Source organism: Actinomyces oris (genome assembly GCF_001937665.1).
GTDB classification, from domain to species: Bacteria; Actinomycetota; Actinomycetes; order Actinomycetales; family Actinomycetaceae; genus Actinomyces; species Actinomyces stomatis.
In genome coordinates this window covers 76,751-99,370 of record NZ_MSKL01000008.1, presented here as the reverse complement: position 1 = coordinate 99,370, position 22,620 = coordinate 76,751, and the positions used below count along the sequence as shown (strand labels likewise).

Here is a 22,620-nt window from a genome sequence, read left to right as displayed (position 1 = left end):
CGAACACATGTGCGACGCGCAGGACGTGCAGTCAACCCTTAGACTCGAATCCCGTGAACGACTCTCTTATCATCCGTGGGGCCCGCGAGCACAATCTCAAGGGCGTGGACCTGGACCTGCCGCGCAACACGATGATTGTCTTCACCGGGCTGTCAGGATCGGGCAAGTCCTCTCTCGCCTTCGACACGATCTTCGCCGAGGGGCAGCGCCGCTACGTGGAGTCCCTGTCCTCCTACGCCCGTCAGTTCCTCGGCCAGATGGACAAGCCCGATGTCGAGCTCATCGAGGGCCTGAGCCCCGCCGTCTCCATCGACCAGAAGTCGACCTCGCGCAACCCCCGATCCACGGTGGGCACTGTGACGGAGATCTACGACTACCTGCGTCTGCTGTACTCACGGGCGGGTATCCAGCACTGCCCGGTCTGTGACGCCGTCATCTCCTCTCAGACCCCGCAGCAGATCGTCGACCAGGTCCGCGCCCTGCCCGAGGGCACTCGCTTCCAGGTTCTCGCCCCCGTGGTACGTGGACGCAAGGGCGAGTACTCCGAGCTCTTCGGCGAGCTGCGCGGTCGCGGCTTCAACCGTGTGCGCGTCGACGGCACCTCCGAGCGCCTCGACAACCCCCCGACACTCAACAAGCGTCTCAAGCACGACATCGAGGTCATCGTCGACCGGCTCGTTGTCCGCGAGGGCATCCGCCAGCGCCTCACCGACTCGGTGGAGACGGCGCTCGGCCTGGCAGAGGGCCTGGTCATCATCGAGCAGGTCGACCTGCCCGAGGACGACCCCGATCGGGAGCGGCGCTACTCCGAGAAGCGCGCCTGCCCCAACGAGCACCCCCTGGCCCTGGACGAGATGGAGCCGCGCACCTTCTCCTTCAACGCCCCCTACGGCGCCTGCCCCGCCTGCACCGGAATCGGTACCCGGCTCGAGGTGGACCCCGAGCTCGTCGTCCCCGACGAGGAGCTGACCTTGGCCGAGGGCGCCGTCGCCCCCTGGTCGAGCCACCAGAAGTACTTCACCCGCCAGCTCGAGGCCCTGGGCAAGGAGCTGTCCTTCGACGTCGATACCCCCTGGCGCGCCCTGCCGGCGCGTGCGAGGGAGGCGATCCTGCGCGGTAAGGACTACGAGGTCAAGGTCACCTACCGCAACCGTTGGGGGCGTGAGCGCATCTACTCCACCGGCTTCGAGGGGGTCCTCGACTACGTCATGCGCAAGCACGACGAGACCGAGTCCGACTGGTCCCGCGAGCGCTACCAGGCCTACATGCGTGAGATCCCCTGTCCCGTCTGTGCCGGGGCTCGGCTCAAGCCCGAGGTGCTGGCCGTGCGCGTGGGCGAGCTGTCCATCGCACAGCTGTGCGAGCTGCCGATCAGCGAGGCCCGAGACTTCCTGGCCGACCTCAACCTCAGCGGCCAGGCCGCCCAGATCGCCGGCAGCGTCCTGACCGAGATCAACGCGCGCCTGGGCTTCCTCGTGGACGTGGGTCTGGACTACCTCAGCCTGGCCCGTGGTGCGGCCACCCTCTCCGGAGGCGAGGCCCAGCGCATCCGCCTGGCCACACAGATCGGTTCTGGCCTGGTGGGTGTCCTCTACGTCCTGGACGAGCCCAGCATCGGTCTGCACCAGCGCGACAACACCCGACTCATCGAGACTCTTCAGCGGCTGCGGGACCTGGGCAACACACTCATCGTCGTCGAGCACGACGAGGACACCATCCGCTCGGCCGACTGGATCGTTGACATCGGTCCTGGAGCCGGCGAGCTGGGTGGTGAGGTCGTCTACTCCGGTGACATCGAGGGCCTGGCCGGAGCCGAGGGCTCGGTCACCGGCGACTACCTGGCCAGGCGCCGTCAGATCGAGATCCCCGTCACTCGGCGCAAGCGGGACAAGAGTCGTGAGGTCACCGTCGTCGGCGCCCGTGAGAACAACCTCAAGGACGTCACCGTCTCCTTCCCGCTCGGCGTGCTCACCGCTGTTACCGGCGTCTCCGGATCGGGAAAGTCCTCCTTGGTCAACTCCATCCTCTTCCAGGTGCTCGCCAACAGGCTCAACCGCGCCCGCGGCGTACCCGGCAGGCACAAGACGGTGCGGGGTGTGGAGCACCTGGACAAGGTGGTCCATGTCGACCAGTCGCCGATCGGGCGCACCCCCCGCTCCAATCCCGCCACCTACACCGGGGTGTGGGACCACATCCGCAAGATCTTCGCGGCCGTGCCCGAGTCGAAGGTGCGGGGCTATGGACCCGGGCGCTTCTCCTTCAACGTCAAGGGCGGACGCTGCGAGTCCTGCAAGGGTGACGGCACGCTCAAGATCGAGATGAACTTCCTACCTGACGTCTACGTGCCCTGCGAGGTCTGCCACGGCTCCCGCTACAACCGGGAAACCCTGGAGATCCGTTACAAGGACAAGACAGTCGCCGACGTCCTGGACATGACCATTCACCAGGCAGCCGAGTTCTTCTCCGCCTCCTCAGTCATCTCCCGTCACCTCAACACCCTGGTGGAGGTTGGGCTGGGTTATGTACGCCTGGGCCAGTCGGCCACCACGCTCTCCGGCGGTGAGGCCCAGCGCGTCAAGCTCGCCACCGAGCTTCAGCGCCGTTCCACCGGCCGGACCATCTACGTCCTGGATGAGCCGACCACTGGGCTGCACTTCGAGGACATCCGCAAGCTGCTCGGGGTGCTTCAGGGACTGGTGGACAAGGGCAACTCCGTGGTCGTCATCGAGCACAACCTCGACGTCATCGCCAACGCCGACTGGGTCATCGACATGGGGCCCGAGGGTGGCAAGGGCGGGGGAACCGTCGTTGTGGCCGGCACCCCGGAGAAGGTGGCGGCCACCGAGTCGTCCTACACCGGCCAGTTCCTGGCCCCGGTGCTGGAGGCCGCCCGCAGCTGACGCCTCTGCCCGCTCCGGTCCGGCTCTGCTGGATAGCTCGACGTCGGCTCCCCGCCGCACTCAAATGCTCCCAGGACCCATGGGGACCTGGTCGCTCTCGCGACGCTGGTCCTGCGCGAAGCGGTTGTAGAGCAGCGAGAGGACGAAGCAGACGACGCCTGCGGCCGCCAGCGAGATGACCCGAATGATCGAGTTCTGCGAGGCCACGTCCATAACGGCGAGCTTGAGCACGGACAGGAGCACCAGGGTCAGTCCGTAGTGGCGCAGGATCGTCAGACGCGCCCCGAACCCGAGGACGATGCAGGCTCCGCCCGTCAGCAGTACCAGTACTGACATGAGGACCGAACCCGGGCCGACGTCGGTGGCCACCATGACTGAGAGCCACATGAGCAGCGAGTTGCCGATCGCAAGGCTCAGGCACACCTCCGCAGACCGCCGCCAGGGAAGCAGGAGCCACGTGGCGCATGCCCCCACCCCCAGGGCGACGGCGACCAGCAGCAGCATCCAGATCGAAGAGGAGGCATCCTCGGCCCACGACAGCGTCAGCAGCGCCAGTACGGCCACTATCCCTGAGAGGATCCACGACGGTGCTGGTGCTCCTGACTGCTGTCCTGCTGGGTGGGGCAAGGCCTGACCGTGAGGACCCACCCGGTAGCGGGCGCCTCGGCACTGCCCAGTGAGCACTCGGAGAGGTGTGGCTCCGCTTGACAACGCCCCCAGAGCGATGAGTGCGATCGTCACCAGACCCGGAACCATGCGCAGGGCCGCCCAGGTGTTTTGGGAGTCCTCCACGAGGCCGGATCCCAGGAACGGGACGACGACGGCGATATTGAAGGCCATCGCCGCCAGTGCCGCCCGCAGGGCCAGCACCCGTGGCTGAACACGTGAAGCCGCGGGGTATGGGGTCGGGACCGGAGAGCTGTCTGCGACTCGGTCACCGAGACCCTCGGCCACGATCACCATGAGCGCAGAAAGCACCACGGAGATGATCAGCGACCAGGCGTCGCCGCGGGAGTAAACAGTGCCCGGGGGCGTGAGAATCGGTGCCGTCCCGAGGAGGGCCAGGATCGGGGGCGGCTCCACTCTTCCGTTCAAGACGGCAGGAAGGAGGCACAACATCGCGGCCACAATGACGAAGAGATAGGCCCTGGGGTCGCCAGTGATCGTCATCCCGACCAGTGCGAGGGGGAAGAATGCGACCTCGTGCCCGATCGCCATGGCGCGGCGCCAGCGAGCGGGGCAATAGACCGGGAGTATCGCGAGTGCCGCCGCGGCCAGCAGGAGGAGCTCGAGGAGGAAGGTGATGACGATGACGCTGTGCGCCAGGTGGAGACTCTTCTGCCCCATCAACAGGTTCCTGAACGCCAGCAGGAGGACCACCGCCGTTGGGCCCCAGTCCCAGCCGGAGGTCTCGACACCGATGCTCCACAGCCGTGTGCTGGCGTGCATCGTCTGACACACCAGTAGCAGGCACAGGATGAGAGTGATGCCGGTACCGCCGACGGTGGACAGCCGCAGCATTGGCTGCATCGGAGCGGCGATGAGGGCTGTCGCCGTCGCCACCATCGACGTCACCGGATACCACGCGGCCAGCCTCATCCGCCCTGTAGCGCGAGATAGGACGGTGCAGGTCAGTGCCAGCACCGTGACGTAGATAGTGATCATCAGCCACGTGATGAGCGCGGCCTGTGGCTGGCGCACCACGTGGCTGACTGCGAACCCGATGGTCACCAGGGCTCCGAGGGTGGAGATGACGGCGGTGAACAGCACTCGTGTGATGTGGGACATGGCCAGAAGCACGAGCCCCCAGCAGGCCATGAGTACCAGGGCGGGCTCCGGATTGAGCATTCCGTCGAGAAGAACGGCTCCCACGACGGCAACAAAGCCGAGTCCCCCACCGGTGCCCGTGATCGTGGCCGCGGCGACACGGTGACGGGGACGACTGATCCCCAGCCGGGCGCCGGCCGCTGTCATCGTGACAGCGATCAGTGCCAGCGCCAGGATCTTGATCGGGTTGGGAATGGAATCCCAGACGAGGGCCAGAAGACTGACCCCGGCAGACAGGACGAGTACTGCTGCGGCGCCGGAGAGCAGATAGCGTCCGAGGTTGCCCTCCCGCATTGCCCGCTGGGTCCAGCTGGGGACTTTCTCGGCCCCGGCGCTGCGTGTCTGGCCGGTCCCGGCCGGTCCCGCCTGATTGGTTCCCTGCATATGAGGGGCGTTGCCTGCGACGGGTGCATGACGCATCGGGTCCGGACTGGTCCAAGGAGCCGAGGCTGGCGCGGGCTCCATGGGGGTCGGCTCCGGATGACGCTGGACCGGCGGCGCCTCGTCCCGGGATGCTCGTGGGGTGTCCGAAGCCGTGGCCGTCGTGGGGTGGGCGGTCTGGTCATCGAGGAGGGCCCCGTTGACGGGGGTCTGAACGATGGGATCGTTGAGGTGCTGCAGGGGGAGGTCGGTGGTCCGGCTCGCCTCCGGGGTGCTCGCGGGCGGTGTCGTCTCGGCCTGGAGCGGAGTGCGCGTGGGCGGGACTCCTGCACGGTGGTCCTCAGTGGTGTCGGTGGCCACAGTCTCCTTCGACGTGGCAACGGGGCTGCTGCTCCTCGCTGTGGCGGGAGAGCCGCTGCTGCCTTGCATCGCAGCGGCGGAGGAGTAAGTCAGCCAGGAGACGCGTTCTGCGAGCCAGTCGATCTTCCTCTCGATGAGGTCCAGTCGCTGCAGGACCACGGCGATATTCGGGCCGACAGGGGGCGGTACGGACATGACGGTTCTCCTCGTCACTCGGTGCTCGGCGGTAAGCACGTGTCACTCAACCGATTCTTCTGAGAGTAAGGGGGAGTCGTCGATGTCGTGAAGGGGGTACAAGTACCCTGTGGACAACTTGGGAACGAGGAGAAAACTGGTTGCGCGAGAACGAACAGAGTCGAACAAAGTTCCACAAGAACGGTCAGGCTGGGATAGGCTGCGCGTCATGAGCGAGAACGGACTCACTGCAGCCCAGCACAAGATGCGCGACGCCGGTGTCGCCGAGCAGGCCATCACGGTTTTCACCCACTACTACCAGTCCCTGGAGGCGGGAGCCACAGGTCTTATCCCCGAGGAGACCATCGAGCCCCTGACGCAGATCGACTCCCTTGCTGACGTCGAGGTCAGTGAGGAGGAGGCTCGCGAGGCGCTGAGCAAGACGGTCCTCATCCGGCTCAACGGGGGCCTGGGCACCTCGATGGGCCTGGATCGCGCCAAGTCCCTTCTGCCGGTACGTGACGGCAAGACCTTCCTGGACCTGTTGGTCGATCAGGTTCTGGCAGCGCGTCGGCGCTACGGTGTGAGCCTGCCGCTGATCCTCATGAACTCCTTCCGCACCCGCGAGGACTCCCTCGAGGTGCTGGCCGGGCACCCCGAGATCCAGGTTGACGGCCTGCCCCTGGACTTCCTGCAGAACCGCGAGCCCAAGCTCCGCGCTGATGATCTGACTCCCGTGGAGTGGGAGGCTGACCCCGAGCTCGAGTGGTGTCCTCCGGGGCACGGCGACATCTACACCGCCCTGCTCGCCTCCGGTCTGCTGGACGCCCTCCTGGAGCAGGGGTATCGGTACGCCATGACCGCCAACTCCGACAACCTCGGCGCGGCGCCCTCGGCCAGGATCGCCGGTTGGTTCGCCGCCTCCGGTGCTCCTTATGCCCCGGAGATGTGCCGCCGTACGCCGGCCGACGTCAAGGGCGGCCACTTGGCCGTGCGTAAGAGCGACGGACGCATCATCCTGCGCGACACGGCGCAGACGCCCGATGACCAGATGCACTACTTCACCGACCAGTTCCGCCACCCCTTCTTCCACACGAATAACCTCTGGTTCGACCTCAAGGTGCTACGCGACACCCTGGTCGAACGGGGAGGGATCCTCGGGCTGCCGCTCATCAAGAACAGCAAGACGGTGGACCCCGCCGACTCCTCCTCGACACCGGTCGTTCAGCTCGAGACCGCCATGGGGGCCGCCGTGGAGGCCTTCGAGGGGGCGACCGCCATCGAGGTACCACGTTCCCGGTTCCTGCCGGTCAAGACCACCAACGATCTGCTGCTGGTGCGCTCGGACGTCTACGAGCTGGACGACGACGGTCTGCTGCAGATGGTCCCGGAGCAGGCCTGCACCGTGAATCTCGACCCGCGGTTCTACAAGAAGATCCAGGACTTCGAGGCCCGGTTCCCCGAGGGCGTCCCCTCCATCAAGGATGCGCGGTCGTTGACCGTGGATGGCGACTGGACCTTCGGTTCCGGCGTCGTCGCCACCGGTGAGGCGCACGTAGGCCAGGAGGGCTCGCCCGGAAGGATCGCCGACGGCGTCCATATCTGACGACGGATCGTGCCGAGGTCAGCGGGACAGTCTCACAGGCTTGTCGATGCGCATGAGCTTATCGGGGTTGCGGACGATGAGAACCTGCTGAACACCAGTCTCCGAAGCAACCAGGAAGACCACGAACTCTACGTTCCTGGAACTGCTGACCACGGCTGCGAGCTCCCCGTTGAGCCGCGCCGGCGCCACATCGAACTGTGGCGTCTTCGCGGCGATGCCGATAAGGAAGCGGGCCACGGACTCTGCGCCTCGGACGGCACGGCGTGCCGCTGAGGCCCGGCCTCCACCGTCGGACACGAGTACCGCCTCAGGAGCCAGCAGGCGTATGGTGGCCGCCAAGTCTCCCGAGCGAATGGCGCTGGTCAGCTCGGTCCACAGCTCGGGAGAGGGGGTGGCGCGTCGGTGTGTTCGTCCTTCTTGCAGCCGGGTGCGTGCACGGTGCACCAGCTGGCGCACGGCGGTGTCGGATGCATCGATGATGCGACCGGTCTCCGCCGATGACAGGGAGAAGACCTCTACCAGGAGGAATGCTGCGCGTTCGGCGGGGGAGAGGGTCTCCAGTACCGTCAGCGTCGCCTCAGAGACCGTCTCCGCCAGGATCAGGTCGTCGGCCAGTTCTGCCTCGGTGGCGACCGGCTCGGGAAGCCACGGTCCTAGGTAGGACTCCTTCCGGTTGGCCTCGGAGCGCAGCGCGTTGAGTGCTAAGCGTGTGGCGATACGGCACAGCAGCGCGCGCTCCTGCCGGACCGGTTCTCTGACGCGTTGGCGGCGCAGCCATGTCTCCTGCACGATGTCCTCGGCCTCCGCCGCGCTACCGAGCATGCTGTAGGCGAGGGTAAACAGAACGGCGCGATGTTCCTCGAAATCCTGACCGGACCTGTCGTCCATATCTGTGGGTTGGTCGGAAGCAGTCATTGAGCTGGGCCTCTCACGATGCGGTATGAGCCGGAGCGCTGAGCCTCTTCGATCAACCACTGAGTAGTGCGGTCCATGACCCAGTCCTTGACTCGCCGGGCCATTCTCCCCGTCAGGACGGGACCGTTGGGAACGTCGTCCGGACTTACGTGCTCGACGAGCCCGCGGTCGCGTCCCAGCGAGACGCAGCGCATGAGATAACCGACCCCCGTGTTGGACGGCGGTGGGGTCTTCAGTACGTCGGAGATGAGAATGTCAGCGGCTACGGCTCCCAGAGACAGGGCTGAGGCGCAGCTAGGGCGTAGATGCGGGGCCGGAGGCGCAGCGCAATCGCCGATCGCGGTAATCCTGGGGTCGTCGGGGGAGCGTAGGAACCTGTTGACCACGATGCGCCCGTCGGAAGAGGTCGACACTGGTGGATCGCATGGAACAGTGACCGGTGCAAAACCTGCGGTCCATATGGTGACCATGCCGGGCTCGGGCTGGCACATCTGGTCGTCGGTCACCGTGCAGCCCAGCCGACGCAGTTGGCGAGAGGCATGCTTGCGGGCTCGTACGCCGAGGTGGGAGCCGACGGTACCGGAGTCGACGATCTCAACATCGAATCCTTGCTCAGCAAGTTCCGCGGCGGTCTCGATCCCGGTGAGACCACCTCCGACGACGCGAATGCGCGTGTGTGAAGAGCCGACGAGTTCATCTCGAAGCGGCTGCAGATCGGCGATTCCGGAGATCGGCAGTGCTCCAGCAGGTGCCCGGCTGGTGCTACCGGTCGCCAAGACGACCTGGTTGAAGGGGACGGTGGCGCCGTCGGACAGATGGACGACACCCCGTTTGCGATCGATGCTCGTCGCGCGGTCGATGACAACGTCGATGGCTGGGTTGAGCAGCTCGGACAAGGGCCGTACCGGGTCTTCTTCAGCACGAAGAGCCTCGTGCAGACGGATACGCTCGACAAGGTGTGCCGAGGCACTGATGAGGCGAACACGTGTGAGGGCGGTGGCCATTGGGTGAGAAGCAATCCGGTTGGCTGCCATGATCCCGGCGTACCCGGCGCCGATGATGACGATGGTGGTGCGATGCGTTGGACTCATACCCATCAGACACATCGGCGCGTCGAATCGTGACAGTCGAGCGGAGACTGTGACGGTATCCATAGTGGGAGGCTGATTCTGAGCTCGCCTTTGCTCGTCTGCTTGCAGAGCGGGGTGATGTAAAAGTACCCGCCCTTGGGGGCGGGTACTGTCAACTTGGTGTCAGGGTGCTGTGGTGGGCGATACTGGAATCGAACCAGTGACCTCCTCGGTGTGAACGAGGCGCTCTAACCCCTGAGCCAATCGCCCGGTGCGGCGCTAACCATAGTCAGGCCTGCGTCCCCGGAGCAAATGGCTACCCGGTGAGGTGAATCACCGCGATGCTGTTTGCCTGTCACTGTGATCGTGATGCTATGGTTTTCCAGCACCGAGCGGTTCGGCCGAACCGTGAGGGATTGCGCGGATGTGGCTCAGTTGGTAGAGCATCACCTTGCCAAGGTGAGGGTCGCGGGTTCGAGTCCCGTCATCCGCTCCGAGGAGCCGGGAGCGCCGAGCCCCAGCATTCTCATGGTGGGTTGGCCGAGAGGCTAGGCACCGGCCTGCAAAGCCGTTTACACCGGTTCGAATCCGGTACCCACCTCGGGCGATTGGCGCAGCGGGAGCGCGCTTCCCTGACACGGAAGAGGTCACTGGTTCGATCCCAGTATCGCCCACCACCATGATGGAGGCCCGAGCCGGCACGGCTCGGGCCTCCCGTTGTTCCGGGGTCCCTCTGGGACTGGCGGCGACCGGCTGCTGGGCCATGTGTCGTGGACGAGGATGATTGGCGTCTACCCTAACGGGCATGGCCGACCCCTCGACGTACCGTCCTGCCCCGGGCGAGATTCCCACATCCCCGGGGGTCTACCGGTTCCTGGACGGGCAGGGACGCGTCATCTACGTCGGCAAGGCCAAGAACCTGCGTCAGCGTCTGTCCAGCTACTTCCAGGACCTCGCCGCCCTGCATCCGCGCACCCAGAAGATGGTCACCACCGCATGCGCCGTGGAATGGACGGTCGTGTCCACCGAGGTGGAGTCCCTGGCCCTGGAGTACTCCTGGATCAAGGAGTTCAACCCCCGTTTCAACGTCATGTACAAGGACGACAAGTCCTATCCCTACCTGGCGGTGACGATGGGGGAGACCCACCCCCGCGTCCAGGTGGTCCGCGGGGCCCGCAAACCGGGAACCCGCTACTTCGGTCCTTTCGTTCAGGCCTGGTCCATCCGTGAGACCGTCGACCAGCTGCTGCGAGTCTTCCCGGTGCGCTCCTGCTCCGCCGGTGTCTTCCGCCGTGCCCAGGCCTCGGGGCGTCCCTGTCTGCTGGGGTATATCGATAAGTGCTCAGCCCCCTGCGTGGGCCGTATCAGCCCGCAGGACCATCGGGCGCTGGCCGAGGACTTCTGCGCCTTCATGGCCGGCCGCACCGGCCCCTACCTGCGTCAGGTGGAGGCTGAGATGAAAGCCGCAGCCGCCGCCCTCGACTTCGAGAAGGCCGCCCGTCTGCGCGACGACGCCACCGCTCTGCGCAAGGTCATCGAGGGCAACGCCGTCGTCCTGCCCGACGCCACCGATGCCGACGTCTTCGCCCTGGTCCGCGACGAGCTCGAGGCCGCCGTCCAGGTCTTCCACGTCCGTGGCGGCCGGGTGCGCGGGCAGCGCGGCTGGGTCGTCGATCTCATCGACGACGCCGGGGACGCCGAGCTCATCGAACGTCTTCTCGAGCAGGTCTACGCCTCCCTCGTCGATCCCGCCGACGACGGTGCCGTCCACCAGAGCGGCGCTCCCGCCTCCTCGGGCACCACCACCTCCGTCGGGGTGGGTGAGCGCGCCCCCTCCAGCCCCCAGCCCCGCAGCGGTCCCAACGGTTCCAGCAGCGAGGCCCCCAGGCGCAACGGCGAGTCGGCGGCCACGAGCGTCGACGACGTCGCCCACACGGCCACCACCGCAGTGCCCCGGGAGATCCTGGTTCCCGAGATGCCCAGCAACGCCGCCACCGTGCGGGCCTGGTTGGCCGGCCTGCGCGGCGCGAAGGTAGACCTGCGCGTTCCGCAGCGCGGCGACAAGGCCGCCCTCATGGACACGGTGCGCAAGAACGCAGAGGAGGCCCTGCGGCTGCACAAGACCCGACGGGCGGGGGATCTCACCCAACGCACCCTCGCCCTTGATGAGCTCGCCGAGGCCCTCGACCTGGCCGAGGCGCCCCTGCGCATCGAGTGCTACGACATCTCCCACACCCAGGGCACCTATCAGGTCGGCTCCATGGTCGTCTTCGAGGACGGTGCGCCGCGCAAGTCCGACTACCGCCGCTTCACCGTGCGCGGCCAGGACGGAAACGGTGCCACTGATGACACCGCAGCCATGCACGAGGTCCTCACCCGGAGGTTCAAACGGCTCATCGCTGAGCAGGGACAGGGCGAGGCGGCCGCCCGCGCTGCCGAGGAGATCGAGGACGCCGAGGGTATCGCCGTTGCCTCCGGCCCTATCGACCCTGAGACCGGCAAGGCCCGGCGCTTCTCCTACGCGCCCGGACTCGTCGTCGTCGACGGCGGGTTACCGCAGGTCAACGCCGCGCGTGCCGTGCTCGACGAGCTCGGCATCGACGTCCCGCTCATCGGCCTGGCCAAGCGTCTGGAGGAGGTATGGGTGCCGGGGGAGGAGTTCCCCGTCATCCTGCCGCGTACGTCGCCCGCCCTCTATCTGCTCCAGCACCTCCGGGACGAGTCCCACCGCTTCGCCATCACCCACCACCGCAAGAAGCGCTCAGCCGGCATGACCCGCTCCGTGCTGGATGGGATCCCCGGCCTGGGGCCGGCTCGTCAGGCCGCCCTGCTGCGTGAGTTCGGCTCGGTCAAACGCATTCGGCAGGCCGAGGTGGACGACATCACCCGTGTCAAGGGGATAGGGCCGGCTCTGGCGGGTACTATCTTGGCTCACCTCAACAGTCCAGATACTCAACAGTAGTGTGATTTCACGATGTGCTGGACTGGCATCAACTCGAAAGGAAACCCTGTATGAGGATCTCCGCCCGCAACCAGCTGCCCGGTACTGTCGTCTCCATTGAGAAGGGCGCCGTCAACGGCGTCGTCAAGATCGAGGTCGCCCCCGGCGTCATCATCACCTCCTCCATCACCAACACGGCCATCGAGGAGCTCGAGCTGGCAGAGGGTAAGAAGGCAGTCGCCGTCGTCAAGGCCTCCTCCGTCATGGTGGGCCTTCAGGACTGAGGCCAGACGCTGCCGTGAGGCGCGGGTCGGCACAGCCGTCAGTGCGATCATGGTAGGGGCGGTCACGGATCCGGAGCCTTCTGAACCTGCCACCTGGCAGAAGACACAGAGAATGAGGAACTATGACTGCGCCATCGCCTGACCCCGACCTGTGCTTCCCCGCCGGCTTCCTGTGGGGTGGGGCCACCGCCGCCAACCAGATCGAGGGCGCCTACAACGAGGACGGCAAGGGTCTGTCCGTCCAGGACGTCATGCCCCGGGGCATCATGGCCCCGCCCACCCAGGCCCCCACACCGGATAACCTCAAGCTCGAGGCGATCGACTTCTACCACCGCTACGCCGAGGACATCGCCCTGTTCGCGGAGATGGGTTTCAAGGTCTTCCGCTTCTCCATCGCCTGGAGCCGCATCTTCCCGCTCGGCGACGAGACCGAGCCCAACGAGGAGGGACTCGCCTTCTACGACCGGGTCCTCGACGAGCTCGAGAAGCACGGGATCGAGCCACTGGTCACCATCAGCCACTACGAGACCCCGCTGCACCTGGCGCGCTCCTACGACGGCTGGACCGACCGCCGCCTCATCGGCTTCTTCGAGCGCTACGCCCGCACCCTGTTCGAGCGCTATGGCAAGCGGGTCAAGTACTGGCTCACCTTCAACGAGATCAACTCCGTGCTCCATGAGCCCTTCCTGTCCGGAGGCATCGCCACGCCCAAGGACAGGCTCAGCGAGCAGAACCTCTACCAGGCCATCCACCACGAGCTCGTCGCCTCCGCGGCCGCGACCAGGATCGCCCACGAGACCAACCCCGACATCCAGGTGGGCTGCATGATCCTGGCCGTGCCCACCTACCCGCTCACCCCCGATCCCCGGGACGTGTGGGCGGCCAAGCAGGCCGAGCGCGCCAACTACGTCTTCGGGGACCTGCACGTGCGCGGTGAGTACCCCGGTTACCTGCGGCGGGCCCTGCGGGACAAGGGCATCGAGCTGGAGATCACCGAGGAGGACCGTGCGCTGCTGCGGGAGCACACCGTCGACTTCGTCTCCTTCTCCTACTACATGTCCGTGTGCGAGACGGTCACCCAGTCGGCCGAGGCCGGCCGGGGCAACCTCATGGGCGGCGTGACCAACCCCACCCTCGAAGCCTCCGAGTGGGGATGGCAGATCGACCCGGCGGGCCTGCGCACCATCCTGAACGACTACTGGGACCGCTGGGGCAAGCCCCTGTTCATCGTCGAGAACGGTTTGGGGGCCAAGGACGTCCTGGTTGCCGGTCCTGACGGCCCCACGGTCGAGGACGACTACCGCATCGCCTACATGAACGATCACCTGGTCCAGGTCGCCGAGGCCATCGCCGACGGCGTCGAGGTCCTGGGCTACACCTCCTGGGGCTGCATCGACCTGGTCTCGGCCTCCACCGCCCAGATGTCCAAGCGCTACGGGTTCATCTACGTCGACCGCGACGACGACGGCAACGGCACCCTGGCCCGCTACCGCAAGAAGTCCTTCGACTGGTACCGCGACGTCATCGCCTCCAACGGCGCCTCCCTCGTGCCCCCGACGCAGGAACCACTGCGGGAGTAGTCACTGAGACTCCGCAGCCCGGGCGGCCGGCTCAGACGCTGGGACGGATCGCCTGGGCGGCGGACCGCGCCCGATCTCGGGCGACCTGCACGTCGTCGGCGTAGGCCACGACAACGCCCAGCCGCCGCCCCGGGTGGGCCTCAGGCTTACCGAAGAGCCTCAGATCCACCCCTTCCTGAGCGAGCGCCTCATCAAGACCCGAGAAGCTCACGCCCTCACCAGGGACGGACTCGCCCGTCGCCTTGATGGTCACCGAGGCGCCGGGGGAGCGCAGCGAGGTGTCCACGGGCAGCCCCAGCAGGGCACGGGCGTGCAGCTCGAACTCGCTCAGGCGCTGGCTCGCCAGCGTCACCAGACCGGTGTCATGGGGGCGCGGAGAGACCTCGGAGAAGAGAACCTCCTCCCCGCAGATGAACAGCTCCACCCCGAACAGGCCCCAACCGCCCAGCGCCGCGGTCACGCGCTCGGCCACCTGCTGAGCCCGCTCCAGGGCAACCGGGCTCAGGTGCTGCGGCTGCCAGGACTCCACATAGTCCCCATCGACCTGCCGGTGCCCGATCGGCTCGCAGAAGCTCGTCACCGTCTCCCCGGTGCCGGGATGACGCCAGCGCACCGTGAGCAGCGTGATCTCGGTGTCGAAACGCACGAATCCCTCCACGATGACCCGGCCTCGGTCCACGCGCCCGTCGGCCGCCGCATAGCGCCAGGCCGCCTCCAGGTCCTCAGGTCCGCGCACCACCGACTGGCCGTGACCCGACGAGGACATGACCGGCTTGACCACGCACGGAAAGCCCACACGCTGAGCCCCCGCCCGCAGCTCGTCCAAGGACGAGGCGAAGGCGTAGGGACTGGTTGCCAGTCCCAGTTCCTCAGCCGCCAGACGGCGGATTCCCTCACGATTCATCGTCAGCTGCACCGCACGGGCGGTCGGCACCACCCGCACCTCGCCGGCGCTCTCCAGCGCCGCCAGGGCATCGGTGGCCAGCGCCTCGATCTCCGGGACGACGATGGCGGCGCCGCTGGCGCGGATAGCGGCCGTCAGCGCCTCGGGGTCACTCATGTCAACCGTCAGGGCGTTGTGCGCCACCTGCTGCGCTGGAGCCCCCTCGTAGCGGTCGATCGCCGTGACCTCCACCCCCAGGCGGCTGAGTGCGATCGTCACCTCCTTGCCGATCTCGCCGGCGCCCAGGAGCGCCACCTTCGTCGCGCTGCTGGTCCAGGGTGTGCCCAGGACCGGAGCTGTGGGCTGCCGCATCGCGGTCTCCTGGGACTCGCACGGGAGCGAGTGCGCCTGGTCGGCAATGGGGGAGGGGCTCATGGGGCCTCCTGGTGTCGGGCGCCGGGAACCGGCGGCAGTGAGTACTGGCGATGATGAAACGCTACCGGCAAACCGGCGTCGGCGACGGGTGGACCGACCTGGACGTGCGATGCTTGGGGCATGCATGACGAGCGTCGCCCTCAGCCCTCCTCCGTCAAGCGCAAGCGGCTTCAGGACACGGTTCCCATCGAGATCCCCGCACTCGATGAGGCGACCCCTCCGGTTCCGCCGGCAGAACGTCCCGAGCTGATCATTGTCACAGGCATGTCCGGGGCGGGACGCTCGCGCGCGGCCAACGCGCTGGAGGACCTCGACTGGTACGTCGTGGACAACCTGCCGCCCCAGCTGCTGCCCGCCCTGTCCGGAATGATGACGACGGTCGGCGCCGGTGTGCACCGTCTGGCCGCAGTCGTCGACGTGCGCAGTCGCGAGTTCTTCTCCCACTTCATGGACTATCTGCGCAAGGTCCGTAACAACGGCACCGACGTCAGGCTCATCTTCCTGGACGCCTCCGACGCCGTCCTGGTCAGACGCTTCGAGTCCTCCCGCAGACCCCACCCGCTGCAGGGCAACGGCTCCGTCCTCGACGGGATCGAGCATGAACGCACTCTCCTGGGCGGCTTGAGGGGCGTGGCCGACAGCGTCATCGACACCTCCAACTACTCCGTCCACGACCTCGCCCGCCGGGTACGTGAGCTCGTGGCGCACGAGTCCGATCTGGCCCTGCGCATCAATGTCATGTCCTTCGGGTTCAAGTACGGCATCCCCCTGGATGCCGACCACGTCCTGGACGTGCGCTTCATCCCCAACCCCTACTGGGTCTCCGAGCTGCGACACCTCACCGGACGTGACGCACCAGTGGCCGACTACGTCTTCGCACAGAAGGGGGCGGCGGCCTTCGTCGACGGGTACGCCGACCTGCTCATCCCTGCGCTTCCGCAGTACATTGATGAGCTCAAGCCTCACGTTACTCTGGCTGTGGGCTGCACCGGCGGCAAGCACCGCTCCGTGGCCTCGGCGGAGAGGCTCGGGGCCAGGTTGAGGCGCGGAGGCTTCGAGGTCGTTGTTCAGCACCGTGACCTGGGACGGGAGTAGGCAGTGGGAACAACGATCGATGTGGCGGGCTGGCCCCGCCGCGGTGAGGAGGGACCGGCCATCGTCGCGTTGGGGGGCGGGCACGGTCTGTCCGCCACACTCCGCGCGCTGCGTCACGTCACCCACCGGCTCACCGCCGTCGTCACGGTCGCCGACGACGGCGGCTCGTCAGGACGCCTGCGCCGGGAGTTCGACTGCCTGCCGCCAGGAGACCTGAGAATGGCGCTGGCGTCGCTCTGCGAGGACTCCGAGTGGGGCCTCACCTGGCGAGACGTGCTCCAACACCGTTTCGAGGGACAGGGCGAGCTCGACAACCACGCTCTGGGGAACCTGCTCATCCTGGCGCTGTGGCAGCTGCTGGGGGACGAGGTCGCAGGGCTCGACTGGGTGGGGCGCCTGCTGACGATCCACGGTCGCGTCGTGCCCATGTCCTCCTCACCCCTGGTCATCGAGGCCGACATCGTCTCCGGAGGGAACCGGCGCCGGGTCAGTGGGCAGGTGGCGGTGGCCTCGGCCCGCGGACGTCTGGAGAACGTGGTGATGGTTCCCGAGGACGCCGACGCCCACCCAGAGGCGCTGCGCGCCATCGATGAGGCGGAATGGGTGGTCCTGGGGCCCGGCTCCTGGTACACCTCAGTGCTGCCGCACCTCATCCTGCCGTCCATGCGTCGTGCGCTGGTGAACACCTCGGCCCGCAAGGTCGTGGTCCTCAACCTCTCCGCTCAGCAGGGCGAGACCGACGGGATGACCATCGCCGATCACCTACGGGTCCTGCGCCAGTACGCGCCCGACCTGCGCCTGGACGTGGTGCTGGCCGACCCCTCCACCGTTGAGGACGTCGCTGATCTTGAAGCGGTGGCCACAGCCATGGGGGCCACCGTCGTCCTGCGCCAGGTGCGCACCGGCGAGGCCCTGTGCCACCACGACCCGCTGCGCCTGGCAGCCGCCTTCCGGGACGCCTTCGAAGGAGCGCTGGGGGACGTCACCGATCGCGGCGAGCATGATGAAACGTGACGCTCGACTCATTAAGGAGTTCTGCTGCTCACAATCGTTCATAATTCTCCGCGGCCGCGTCCAGCCGGCTGCCGGGTGCTGCGGCTAAGAATTCTCCATTGATACGCCTCGGGCGCCGTAAGACATCGCTCTGTCATCTCAGCCGTTTCGCCCGCTGCCTGGTCCGCGTCCGTTCGAGCAGCGAGTCGCCAGCACCTGGGATGCCCCGGCAACGGCCGCAGCGTCAACCATTCCACCCATACTGAATCACGAACCCCGACCACGAGGAGCCCGCCCATGTCGCTGACGGTCACCGTCAAGGATGAGCTTGCGCTCGTCGCTACTGAGAACGCCGCCCAACGACGGGCGGAGGTCTCCGCGATGCTGCGCTTCGCCGGAGGGCTCCATATCGTCTCCGGGCGCATCGTTGTCGAGGCCGAGCTCGACCACGGAGGAGCCGTGCGCCGACTGCACCAGCACCTCAAGGAGCTCTACGGGATGGAGCCCGAGGTCATGGTGGTCCAGGGCGGATCCCTGCACAGAGGATCCCGCTACGTGCTGCGAGTGACGCAGCGGGGCAAGGACCTGGCCCGGCTGTCTGGGCTGGTCGACGACCGAGGCCGACCAGTGCGAGGCATGCCGGTGGCCGTCATCCAGGGCGGGCGCAACGCCGCCGCTGCCGCCTGGCGCGGAGCCTTCCTGGCCCGCGGTTCCCTGACCGAGCCCGGCCGGTCCTCCTCCTTGGAGGTCACCTGCCCCGGTTCGGAGGCAGCACTGGCCCTTGTCGGGGCTGCGCGGCGCTTCGACATCTCCGCCAAGGCCCGAGAGGTACGTGGGGCCGACCGCGTCGTCGTTCGTGACGGCGAGGCCATTGGTGTCCTCCTGGAGCGGATGGGGGCGCCGGAGGCCTTCAAGGTGTGGGCCGAGCGTCGATCCCGGCGCGAGTCGCGGGGGACCGCCAACCGTCTGGCCAACTTCGACGACGCCAACCTGCGTCGTTCCGCCCGTGCCGCTGTGGCCTCGGGGGCCCGGGTCGAACGCGCCTTCGAGATCCTCGGGGACGATGTCCCCGCCCACCTGCTTCAGGCCGGCCGCTTGCGCATCGCACACAAGCAGGCGTCCCTGGAGGAGCTCGGGCAGCTCTCCGACCCGCAGCTGACCAAGGACGCCGTCGCCGGGCGTATCCGCCGGCTCCTCGCCATGGCGGACAAGCAGGCTCATGAGCTGGGCATCCCCGACACTGAGTCGGTTCTCACCCAGGAGATGCTCGAACCCTGAGCCAAGATGGGACCTCTGTCCTTGCCTCAGGGGTGGCCGATGGTCATTGGTCCCCGTGTGGGCTGGCTTGTGCATCACAGTGTTCGCCCGTGGCGTGGTCGGCGACTCCCAGCGCCTGCCCAGTGTGACTAGACTCGGCCGTGCCGGAGCTGAATCGGATCTGAGCTGAAGAAGTTCCGGAGCACACGCCATGTGTGAGAAGAGCCCAGCAACCGTGCGCCGCCAACCGGCGCACTAGGAGGACACAAAGTGACCACCCGCGTTGGTATTAACGGCTTCGGCCGGATCGGCCGCAACTTCTTCCGTGCCGCCCTCGAGCAGGGCGCTGACATCGAGGTTGTCGCCGTCAACGACCTGACGGACAACAAGACCCTGGCCCACCTGCTCAAGTACGACTCGATCCTCGGTCGTTTCAACGGCGAGGTCTCCTACGACGAGGATGGCATCACCGTCAACGGCAAGCACATCAAGGTGCTCGCTCAGCGCAACCCCGCCGACCTGCCCTGGGGCGACCTGGGCGTCGAGGTCGTCGTGGAGTCCACCGGCTTCTTCACCGACGGCGAGAAGGCCAAGGCCCACCTCGACGGTGGCGCCAAGAAGGTCGTCATCTCCGCTCCCGCCAAGAACGTCGACGGCACCTTTGTCATGGGTGTCAACGAGGGCGACTACGACAACGCCACGATGAACATCGTGTCCAACGCCTCGTGCACCACCAACTGCCTCGCCCCCCTGGCCAAGGTTCTCCACGAGAACTTCGGCATCGAGCGCGGCATCATGACCACCATCCACTCCTACACGGGTGACCAGCGCGTCCTCGACGCCCCGCACAGCGACCTGCGCCGTGCCCGCGCCGCCGCGCTGAACATGATCCCCACCAAGACCGGTGCCGCTCAGGCCGTGGCCCTCGTCCTTCCCGCACTCAAGGGCAAGTTCGACGGTCTGGCCGTGCGCGTCCCCACCCCGACCGGCTCGCTGACCGACCTGACCTTCATCGCCGAGAAGGAGGTCTCCGTCGAGGCCGTCAAGGCCGCCGTCAAGGCCGCCGCCGAGGGTGAGCTCAAGGGCGTTCTCGAGTACACCGAGGACCCGATCGTCTCCACCGACATCGTGGGCAACCCGCACACCTCGATCTTCGACGCCACCGAGACCAAGGTCATCGGCAACCTCGTCAAGGTCCTCTCCTGGTACGACAACGAGTGGGGCTACTCCAACGCCCTGGTCCGCCTGACCGCTCTGGTCGGCTCCAAGCTCGCCTGAGACCAGACCGAGAGCATGACTCTCTAGAAGACGGCGCCCGCGCCACGCTATGCGTGCGCGGGCGCCGTCCTTCCCACACCCACACCATCACCCACAACCGATGAGAGGCTTCATGAAGACCATCGAGTCCCTGGGCGACCTCAAGGGCAAGCGAGTCCTGGTCCGCTCCGACTTCAACGTGCCGCTGGACGCCGACAAGAACATCACCGACGACGGCCGTATCCAGGCCGCTCTGCCCACCCTGCGCACCCTGCTCGACGCCGGCGCCAAGGTGATCATCACCGCCCACCTGGGACGCCCCAAGGGGCAGGTCAACCCCGACTACTCCCTGGCTCCCGTCGCCAAGCGTCTCGCCGAGGTCACCGGCGTCAAGGTGACCCTCGCCGAGGACACCGTGGGCGAGTCCGCCAAGGCCGCCGTCGCAGCAGCCGGTGACGGTGAGATCGTCCTGCTGGAGAACGTGCGGTTCAACGCCGCCGAGACCTCCAAGGACGACACCGAGCGCGAGGCCTTCGCCGCCGAGCTCGCCGCTCTGGCCGACGTCTTCGTCTCCGACGGCTTCGGCGTCGTGCACCGCAAGCAGGCCTCCGTCTACGACGTCGCCAAGTTGTTGCCCTCCGCCGCCGGTCTGCTCGTCGTCAAGGAGATCGAGTCCCTGGGACGCGCCGTCAACAACCCCGAGCGCCCCTACACCGTGGTGCTCGGTGGCTCCAAGGTCTCCGACAAGCTCGGCGTCATCTCCAACCTGCTGGGCAAGGCCGACCGCCTCCTCATCGGCGGCGGCATGGCCTACACCTTCCTGGCCGCCCAGGGCCACGAGGTGGGCACCTCCCTGCTGGAGAAGGACCAGATCGACACCGTCAAGGGCTACCTGGAGATCGCCAAGGCCAACGGCGTCGAGCTGCTGCTGCCCGTTGACACCGTCGTGGCCCCCGCCTTCGCCTCGGACGCCCCGGCCACTGTGGTGCCCGCCGACGGGCTGCCCGCCGACCAGATGGGTCTGGACATCGGCCCTGAGACGCGACAGCTCTTCGCTGACGCCATCGCCACCTCCAAGACCGTGGTGTGGAACGGCCCCATGGGCGTCTTCGAGTTCCCGGCCTTCGCTGAGGGCACCAAGGCAGTGGCCAAGGCGATCTCCGAGTCCGACGCCTTCTCCGTCATCGGCGGTGGCGACTCCGCCGCCGCCGTGCGCACGCTCGGCTTCGATGAGGCCACGTTCTCCCACATCTCCACCGGTGGAGGCGCCTCCCTCGAGCTCCTCGAGGGCAAGACCCTGCCCGGTATCGCAGTGCTCAACGACTGAAGGAAGGCAACCCAGATGAGTAACCGCACCCCGCTCATGGCGGGCAACTGGAAGATGAACCTCGACCACCTCGAGGCCAACCATCTCGTCCAGGGCCTGGCCATGGAGCTCAAGGACCGCGATCACGACTACACCAAGTGCGAGGTCCTTGTGATCCCGCCCTTCACGGACATCCGCACCGTGCAGACCATCGTCGAGGCCGACTCCCTGAGCATCAAGTACGGCGCCCAGGACGTCTCCATCCACGACAACGGCGCCTACACCGGTGAGATCTCCACCGAGATGCTCACCAAGCTCGGCGTCAGCTACGTGGTCATGGGCCACTCCGAGCGCCGTGAGTACCACGGCGAGTCCGACGCCCTCGTGGGCGCTAAGGCCCGCAAAGTGCTCGACGCCGGTATGACCCCCATCCTGTGCTGCGGCGAGGCCCTCGAGATCCGCAAGGCGGGTACCCACGTCGACTTCGTCCTGGGGCAAATCCGCGCCGCCCTTGAAGGATGGAGCGGAGAGGACGTTGCCAAGATCGTCATCGCCTACGAGCCCATCTGGGCCATCGGCACCGGCGAGACCGCCACCGCCGAGGACGCCCAAGAGGTGTGCGGAGCGATCCGCGAGGCCCTGCGCGCCGACTACGGTGACGCCACCGCTGACGCCACCCGCATCCTCTACGGCGGTTCCGCCAAGCCCGACAACATCAAGGAGCTCATGGCCCAGCCCGACGTCGACGGCGCGCTCGTCGGCGGAGCCTCCCTCAAGGCGGACTCCTTCGCCGCCATGGCGAACTTCTACGCCTGAGCGGCCCGAGCCGCGACGGAGGAGGCGAGCGATCACGTCCCCGTAGCGTCTCACCGCTCACCGTCCGGGTCCCGGACACCTCACATCGCGAGGTGTCCGGGACCCTGCACGTTGCAGGTAGACTGCCAGGCGGACAGGTGGGGGCGCGGACCCTGTCGGGAGTCGCGCCGGACCCAGCCGGAGCGTGAGGCCCCCGCAGCAAGACGGAACCAACAACGAAGGGAACGTGACGTGAACGTAGTGCGTATCGTCCTTCAGGTGCTGCTCGTCCTCTCGAGCTTCTTCCTCATCATGTCGATCCTCCTGCACAAGGGTAAGGGCGGCGGTCTGTCGGATATGTTCGGAGGCGGTATCTCCTCCTCGGCCGGGTCCTCCGGCGTGGCCGAGCGCAACCTCGACCGCATCACGGTGGCCGTGGCCGTCATCTGGACGATCACGATCGTCGGGCTCGGCCTGGTCGCCAAGCTCGGCTGAGCGTCGGCGGATTCTGACGAGCACTGCGCACACGACGGATCCAGCCGTCGACACCACCCCCGATCC

Annotated in this window: 16 protein-coding genes and 4 tRNA genes; 15 read left to right on the top strand and 5 right to left on the bottom strand. The window is 67.0% G+C overall.

The window, feature by feature from the left end:
• Positions 1-53 precede the first annotated feature (53 nt).
• Positions 54-2,900, top strand: coding sequence for an excinuclease ABC subunit UvrA (gene uvrA / locus BKH28_RS03970; RefSeq protein ID WP_075417579.1), 2,847 nt, complete (start codon positions 54-56; stop codon positions 2,898-2,900).
• Between the two features lie 60 nt (positions 2,901-2,960).
• On the opposite strand, the gene BKH28_RS03965 is transcribed toward uvrA, so the two are convergent.
• A complete protein-coding gene (locus BKH28_RS03965) occupies positions 2,961-5,663 on the bottom strand; it encodes a DUF2339 domain-containing protein (RefSeq protein ID WP_075417578.1) in 2,703 nt (900 codons plus the stop codon).
• Positions 5,664-5,871: 208 nt separating this feature from the next.
• On the opposite strand from BKH28_RS03965, the gene BKH28_RS03960 reads away from it, so the two are divergent.
• Positions 5,872-7,248: a UTP--glucose-1-phosphate uridylyltransferase gene (locus BKH28_RS03960; RefSeq protein ID WP_075417577.1), complete on the top strand. Its 1,377-nt coding sequence runs from the start codon at positions 5,872-5,874 to the stop codon at positions 7,246-7,248.
• Between the two features lie 18 nt (positions 7,249-7,266).
• Here BKH28_RS03960 and BKH28_RS03955 read toward each other — a convergent pair whose 3' ends face one another.
• The 3 genes from BKH28_RS03955 to BKH28_RS03945 all read right to left on the bottom strand — a co-directional run bounded on the left by BKH28_RS03955 (position 7,267) and on the right by BKH28_RS03945 (position 9,503).
• Positions 7,267-8,136, bottom strand: a complete 870-nt coding sequence (locus BKH28_RS03955; protein WP_075417576.1) for a sigma-70 family RNA polymerase sigma factor — start codon at positions 8,134-8,136, stop codon at positions 7,267-7,269.
• A gap of 23 nt (positions 8,137-8,159) precedes the next feature.
• Positions 8,160-9,254 carry an NAD(P)/FAD-dependent oxidoreductase gene (locus tag BKH28_RS03950; RefSeq protein WP_256695466.1) on the bottom strand — a complete coding sequence of 365 codons (1,095 nt, stop codon included), beginning with the start codon at positions 9,252-9,254 and terminating at the stop codon, positions 8,160-8,162.
• Between the two features lie 173 nt (positions 9,255-9,427).
• Positions 9,428-9,503 (bottom strand) — tRNA-Val (locus BKH28_RS03945).
• 150 nt (positions 9,504-9,653) lie between these two features.
• Between BKH28_RS03945 and BKH28_RS03940 the strand changes: the two genes are divergently transcribed.
• The 6 genes from BKH28_RS03940 (at position 9,654) to BKH28_RS03915 (ending at position 14,038) form a co-directional block, all read left to right on the top strand.
• A tRNA-Gly gene (locus BKH28_RS03940) sits at positions 9,654-9,726 on the top strand.
• 37 nt (positions 9,727-9,763) lie between these two features.
• Positions 9,764-9,834 (top strand) — tRNA-Cys (locus tag BKH28_RS03935).
• 1 nt (position 9,835) lies between these two features.
• Positions 9,836-9,910: transfer RNA gene (locus BKH28_RS03930), tRNA-Val, on the top strand.
• A gap of 128 nt (positions 9,911-10,038) precedes the next feature.
• Positions 10,039-12,195: an excinuclease ABC subunit UvrC gene (gene uvrC, locus BKH28_RS03925; RefSeq protein ID WP_075417575.1), complete on the top strand. Its 2,157-nt coding sequence runs from the start codon at positions 10,039-10,041 to the stop codon at positions 12,193-12,195.
• A 50-nt stretch (positions 12,196-12,245) separates the two neighbouring features.
• On the top strand, positions 12,246-12,458 hold the full coding sequence (locus tag BKH28_RS03920; protein ID WP_009393315.1) for a TOBE domain-containing protein: 213 nt from the start codon (positions 12,246-12,248) through the stop codon (positions 12,456-12,458).
• Positions 12,459-12,580: 122 nt separating this feature from the next.
• Positions 12,581-14,038 carry a glycoside hydrolase family 1 protein gene (locus tag BKH28_RS03915; RefSeq protein ID WP_075417574.1) on the top strand — a complete coding sequence of 486 codons (1,458 nt, stop codon included), beginning with the start codon at positions 12,581-12,583 and terminating at the stop codon, positions 14,036-14,038.
• 31 nt (positions 14,039-14,069) lie between these two features.
• Here BKH28_RS03915 and purT read toward each other — a convergent pair whose 3' ends face one another.
• Positions 14,070-15,356 carry a formate-dependent phosphoribosylglycinamide formyltransferase gene (gene purT / locus BKH28_RS03910; protein WP_075417573.1) on the bottom strand — a complete coding sequence of 429 codons (1,287 nt, stop codon included), beginning with the start codon at positions 15,354-15,356 and terminating at the stop codon, positions 14,070-14,072.
• Positions 15,357-15,476: 120 nt separating this feature from the next.
• On the opposite strand from purT, the gene rapZ reads away from it, so the two are divergent.
• The 7 genes from rapZ (at position 15,477) to secG (ending at position 22,554) form a co-directional block, all read left to right on the top strand.
• The gene (rapZ, locus tag BKH28_RS03905) at positions 15,477-16,451 is read left to right on the top strand and encodes an RNase adapter RapZ (protein ID WP_075417572.1); all 975 of its coding nucleotides are present in this window, start codon (positions 15,477-15,479) and stop codon (positions 16,449-16,451) included.
• Between the two features lie 3 nt (positions 16,452-16,454).
• Positions 16,455-17,465: a gluconeogenesis factor YvcK family protein gene (locus BKH28_RS03900; RefSeq protein WP_075417571.1), complete on the top strand. Its 1,011-nt coding sequence runs from the start codon at positions 16,455-16,457 to the stop codon at positions 17,463-17,465.
• A gap of 276 nt (positions 17,466-17,741) precedes the next feature.
• Positions 17,742-18,722 (top strand): DNA-binding protein WhiA, encoded by a 981-nt coding sequence (gene whiA / locus BKH28_RS03895; RefSeq protein ID WP_075417570.1) that lies wholly within the window; start codon positions 17,742-17,744, stop codon positions 18,720-18,722.
• Positions 18,723-18,971: 249 nt separating this feature from the next.
• Positions 18,972-19,979, top strand: coding sequence for a type I glyceraldehyde-3-phosphate dehydrogenase (gene gap / locus BKH28_RS03890; RefSeq protein WP_075417569.1), 1,008 nt, complete (start codon positions 18,972-18,974; stop codon positions 19,977-19,979).
• Between the two features lie 112 nt (positions 19,980-20,091).
• Positions 20,092-21,285 carry a phosphoglycerate kinase gene (locus BKH28_RS03885; RefSeq protein ID WP_075417568.1) on the top strand — a complete coding sequence of 398 codons (1,194 nt, stop codon included), beginning with the start codon at positions 20,092-20,094 and terminating at the stop codon, positions 21,283-21,285.
• A gap of 15 nt (positions 21,286-21,300) precedes the next feature.
• The gene (tpiA, locus tag BKH28_RS03880) at positions 21,301-22,080 is read left to right on the top strand and encodes a triose-phosphate isomerase (RefSeq protein ID WP_075417567.1); all 780 of its coding nucleotides are present in this window, start codon (positions 21,301-21,303) and stop codon (positions 22,078-22,080) included.
• 231 nt (positions 22,081-22,311) lie between these two features.
• The gene (gene secG / locus BKH28_RS03875; protein ID WP_060957940.1) at positions 22,312-22,554 is read left to right on the top strand and encodes a preprotein translocase subunit SecG; all 243 of its coding nucleotides are present in this window, start codon (positions 22,312-22,314) and stop codon (positions 22,552-22,554) included.
• Positions 22,555-22,620: the final 66 nt, after the last annotated feature.

Coding starts and splice junctions, on each gene's coding strand:
- BKH28_RS03965 (WP_075417578.1), bottom strand. CDS start 5,663: ATGTCCGTACCGCCCCCTGTCGGCCCGAATATCGCCGTGGTCCTGCAG.
- BKH28_RS03960 (WP_075417577.1), top strand. CDS start 5,872: ATGAGCGAGAACGGACTCACTGCAGCCCAGCACAAGATGCGCGACGCC.
- BKH28_RS03955 (WP_075417576.1), bottom strand. CDS start 8,136: ATGGACGACAGGTCCGGTCAGGATTTCGAGGAACATCGCGCCGTTCTG.
- BKH28_RS03950 (WP_256695466.1), bottom strand. CDS start 9,254: ATGAGTCCAACGCATCGCACCACCATCGTCATCATCGGCGCCGGGTAC.
- uvrC (WP_075417575.1), top strand. CDS start 10,039: ATGGCCGACCCCTCGACGTACCGTCCTGCCCCGGGCGAGATTCCCACA.
- BKH28_RS03920 (WP_009393315.1), top strand. CDS start 12,246: ATGAGGATCTCCGCCCGCAACCAGCTGCCCGGTACTGTCGTCTCCATT.
- BKH28_RS03915 (WP_075417574.1), top strand. CDS start 12,581: ATGACTGCGCCATCGCCTGACCCCGACCTGTGCTTCCCCGCCGGCTTC.
- purT (WP_075417573.1), bottom strand. CDS start 15,356: ATGAGCCCCTCCCCCATTGCCGACCAGGCGCACTCGCTCCCGTGCGAG.
- rapZ (WP_075417572.1), top strand. CDS start 15,477: ATGCATGACGAGCGTCGCCCTCAGCCCTCCTCCGTCAAGCGCAAGCGG.
- whiA (WP_075417570.1), top strand. CDS start 17,742: ATGTCGCTGACGGTCACCGTCAAGGATGAGCTTGCGCTCGTCGCTACT.
- BKH28_RS03885 (WP_075417568.1), top strand. CDS start 20,092: ATGAAGACCATCGAGTCCCTGGGCGACCTCAAGGGCAAGCGAGTCCTG.
- tpiA (WP_075417567.1), top strand. CDS start 21,301: ATGAGTAACCGCACCCCGCTCATGGCGGGCAACTGGAAGATGAACCTC.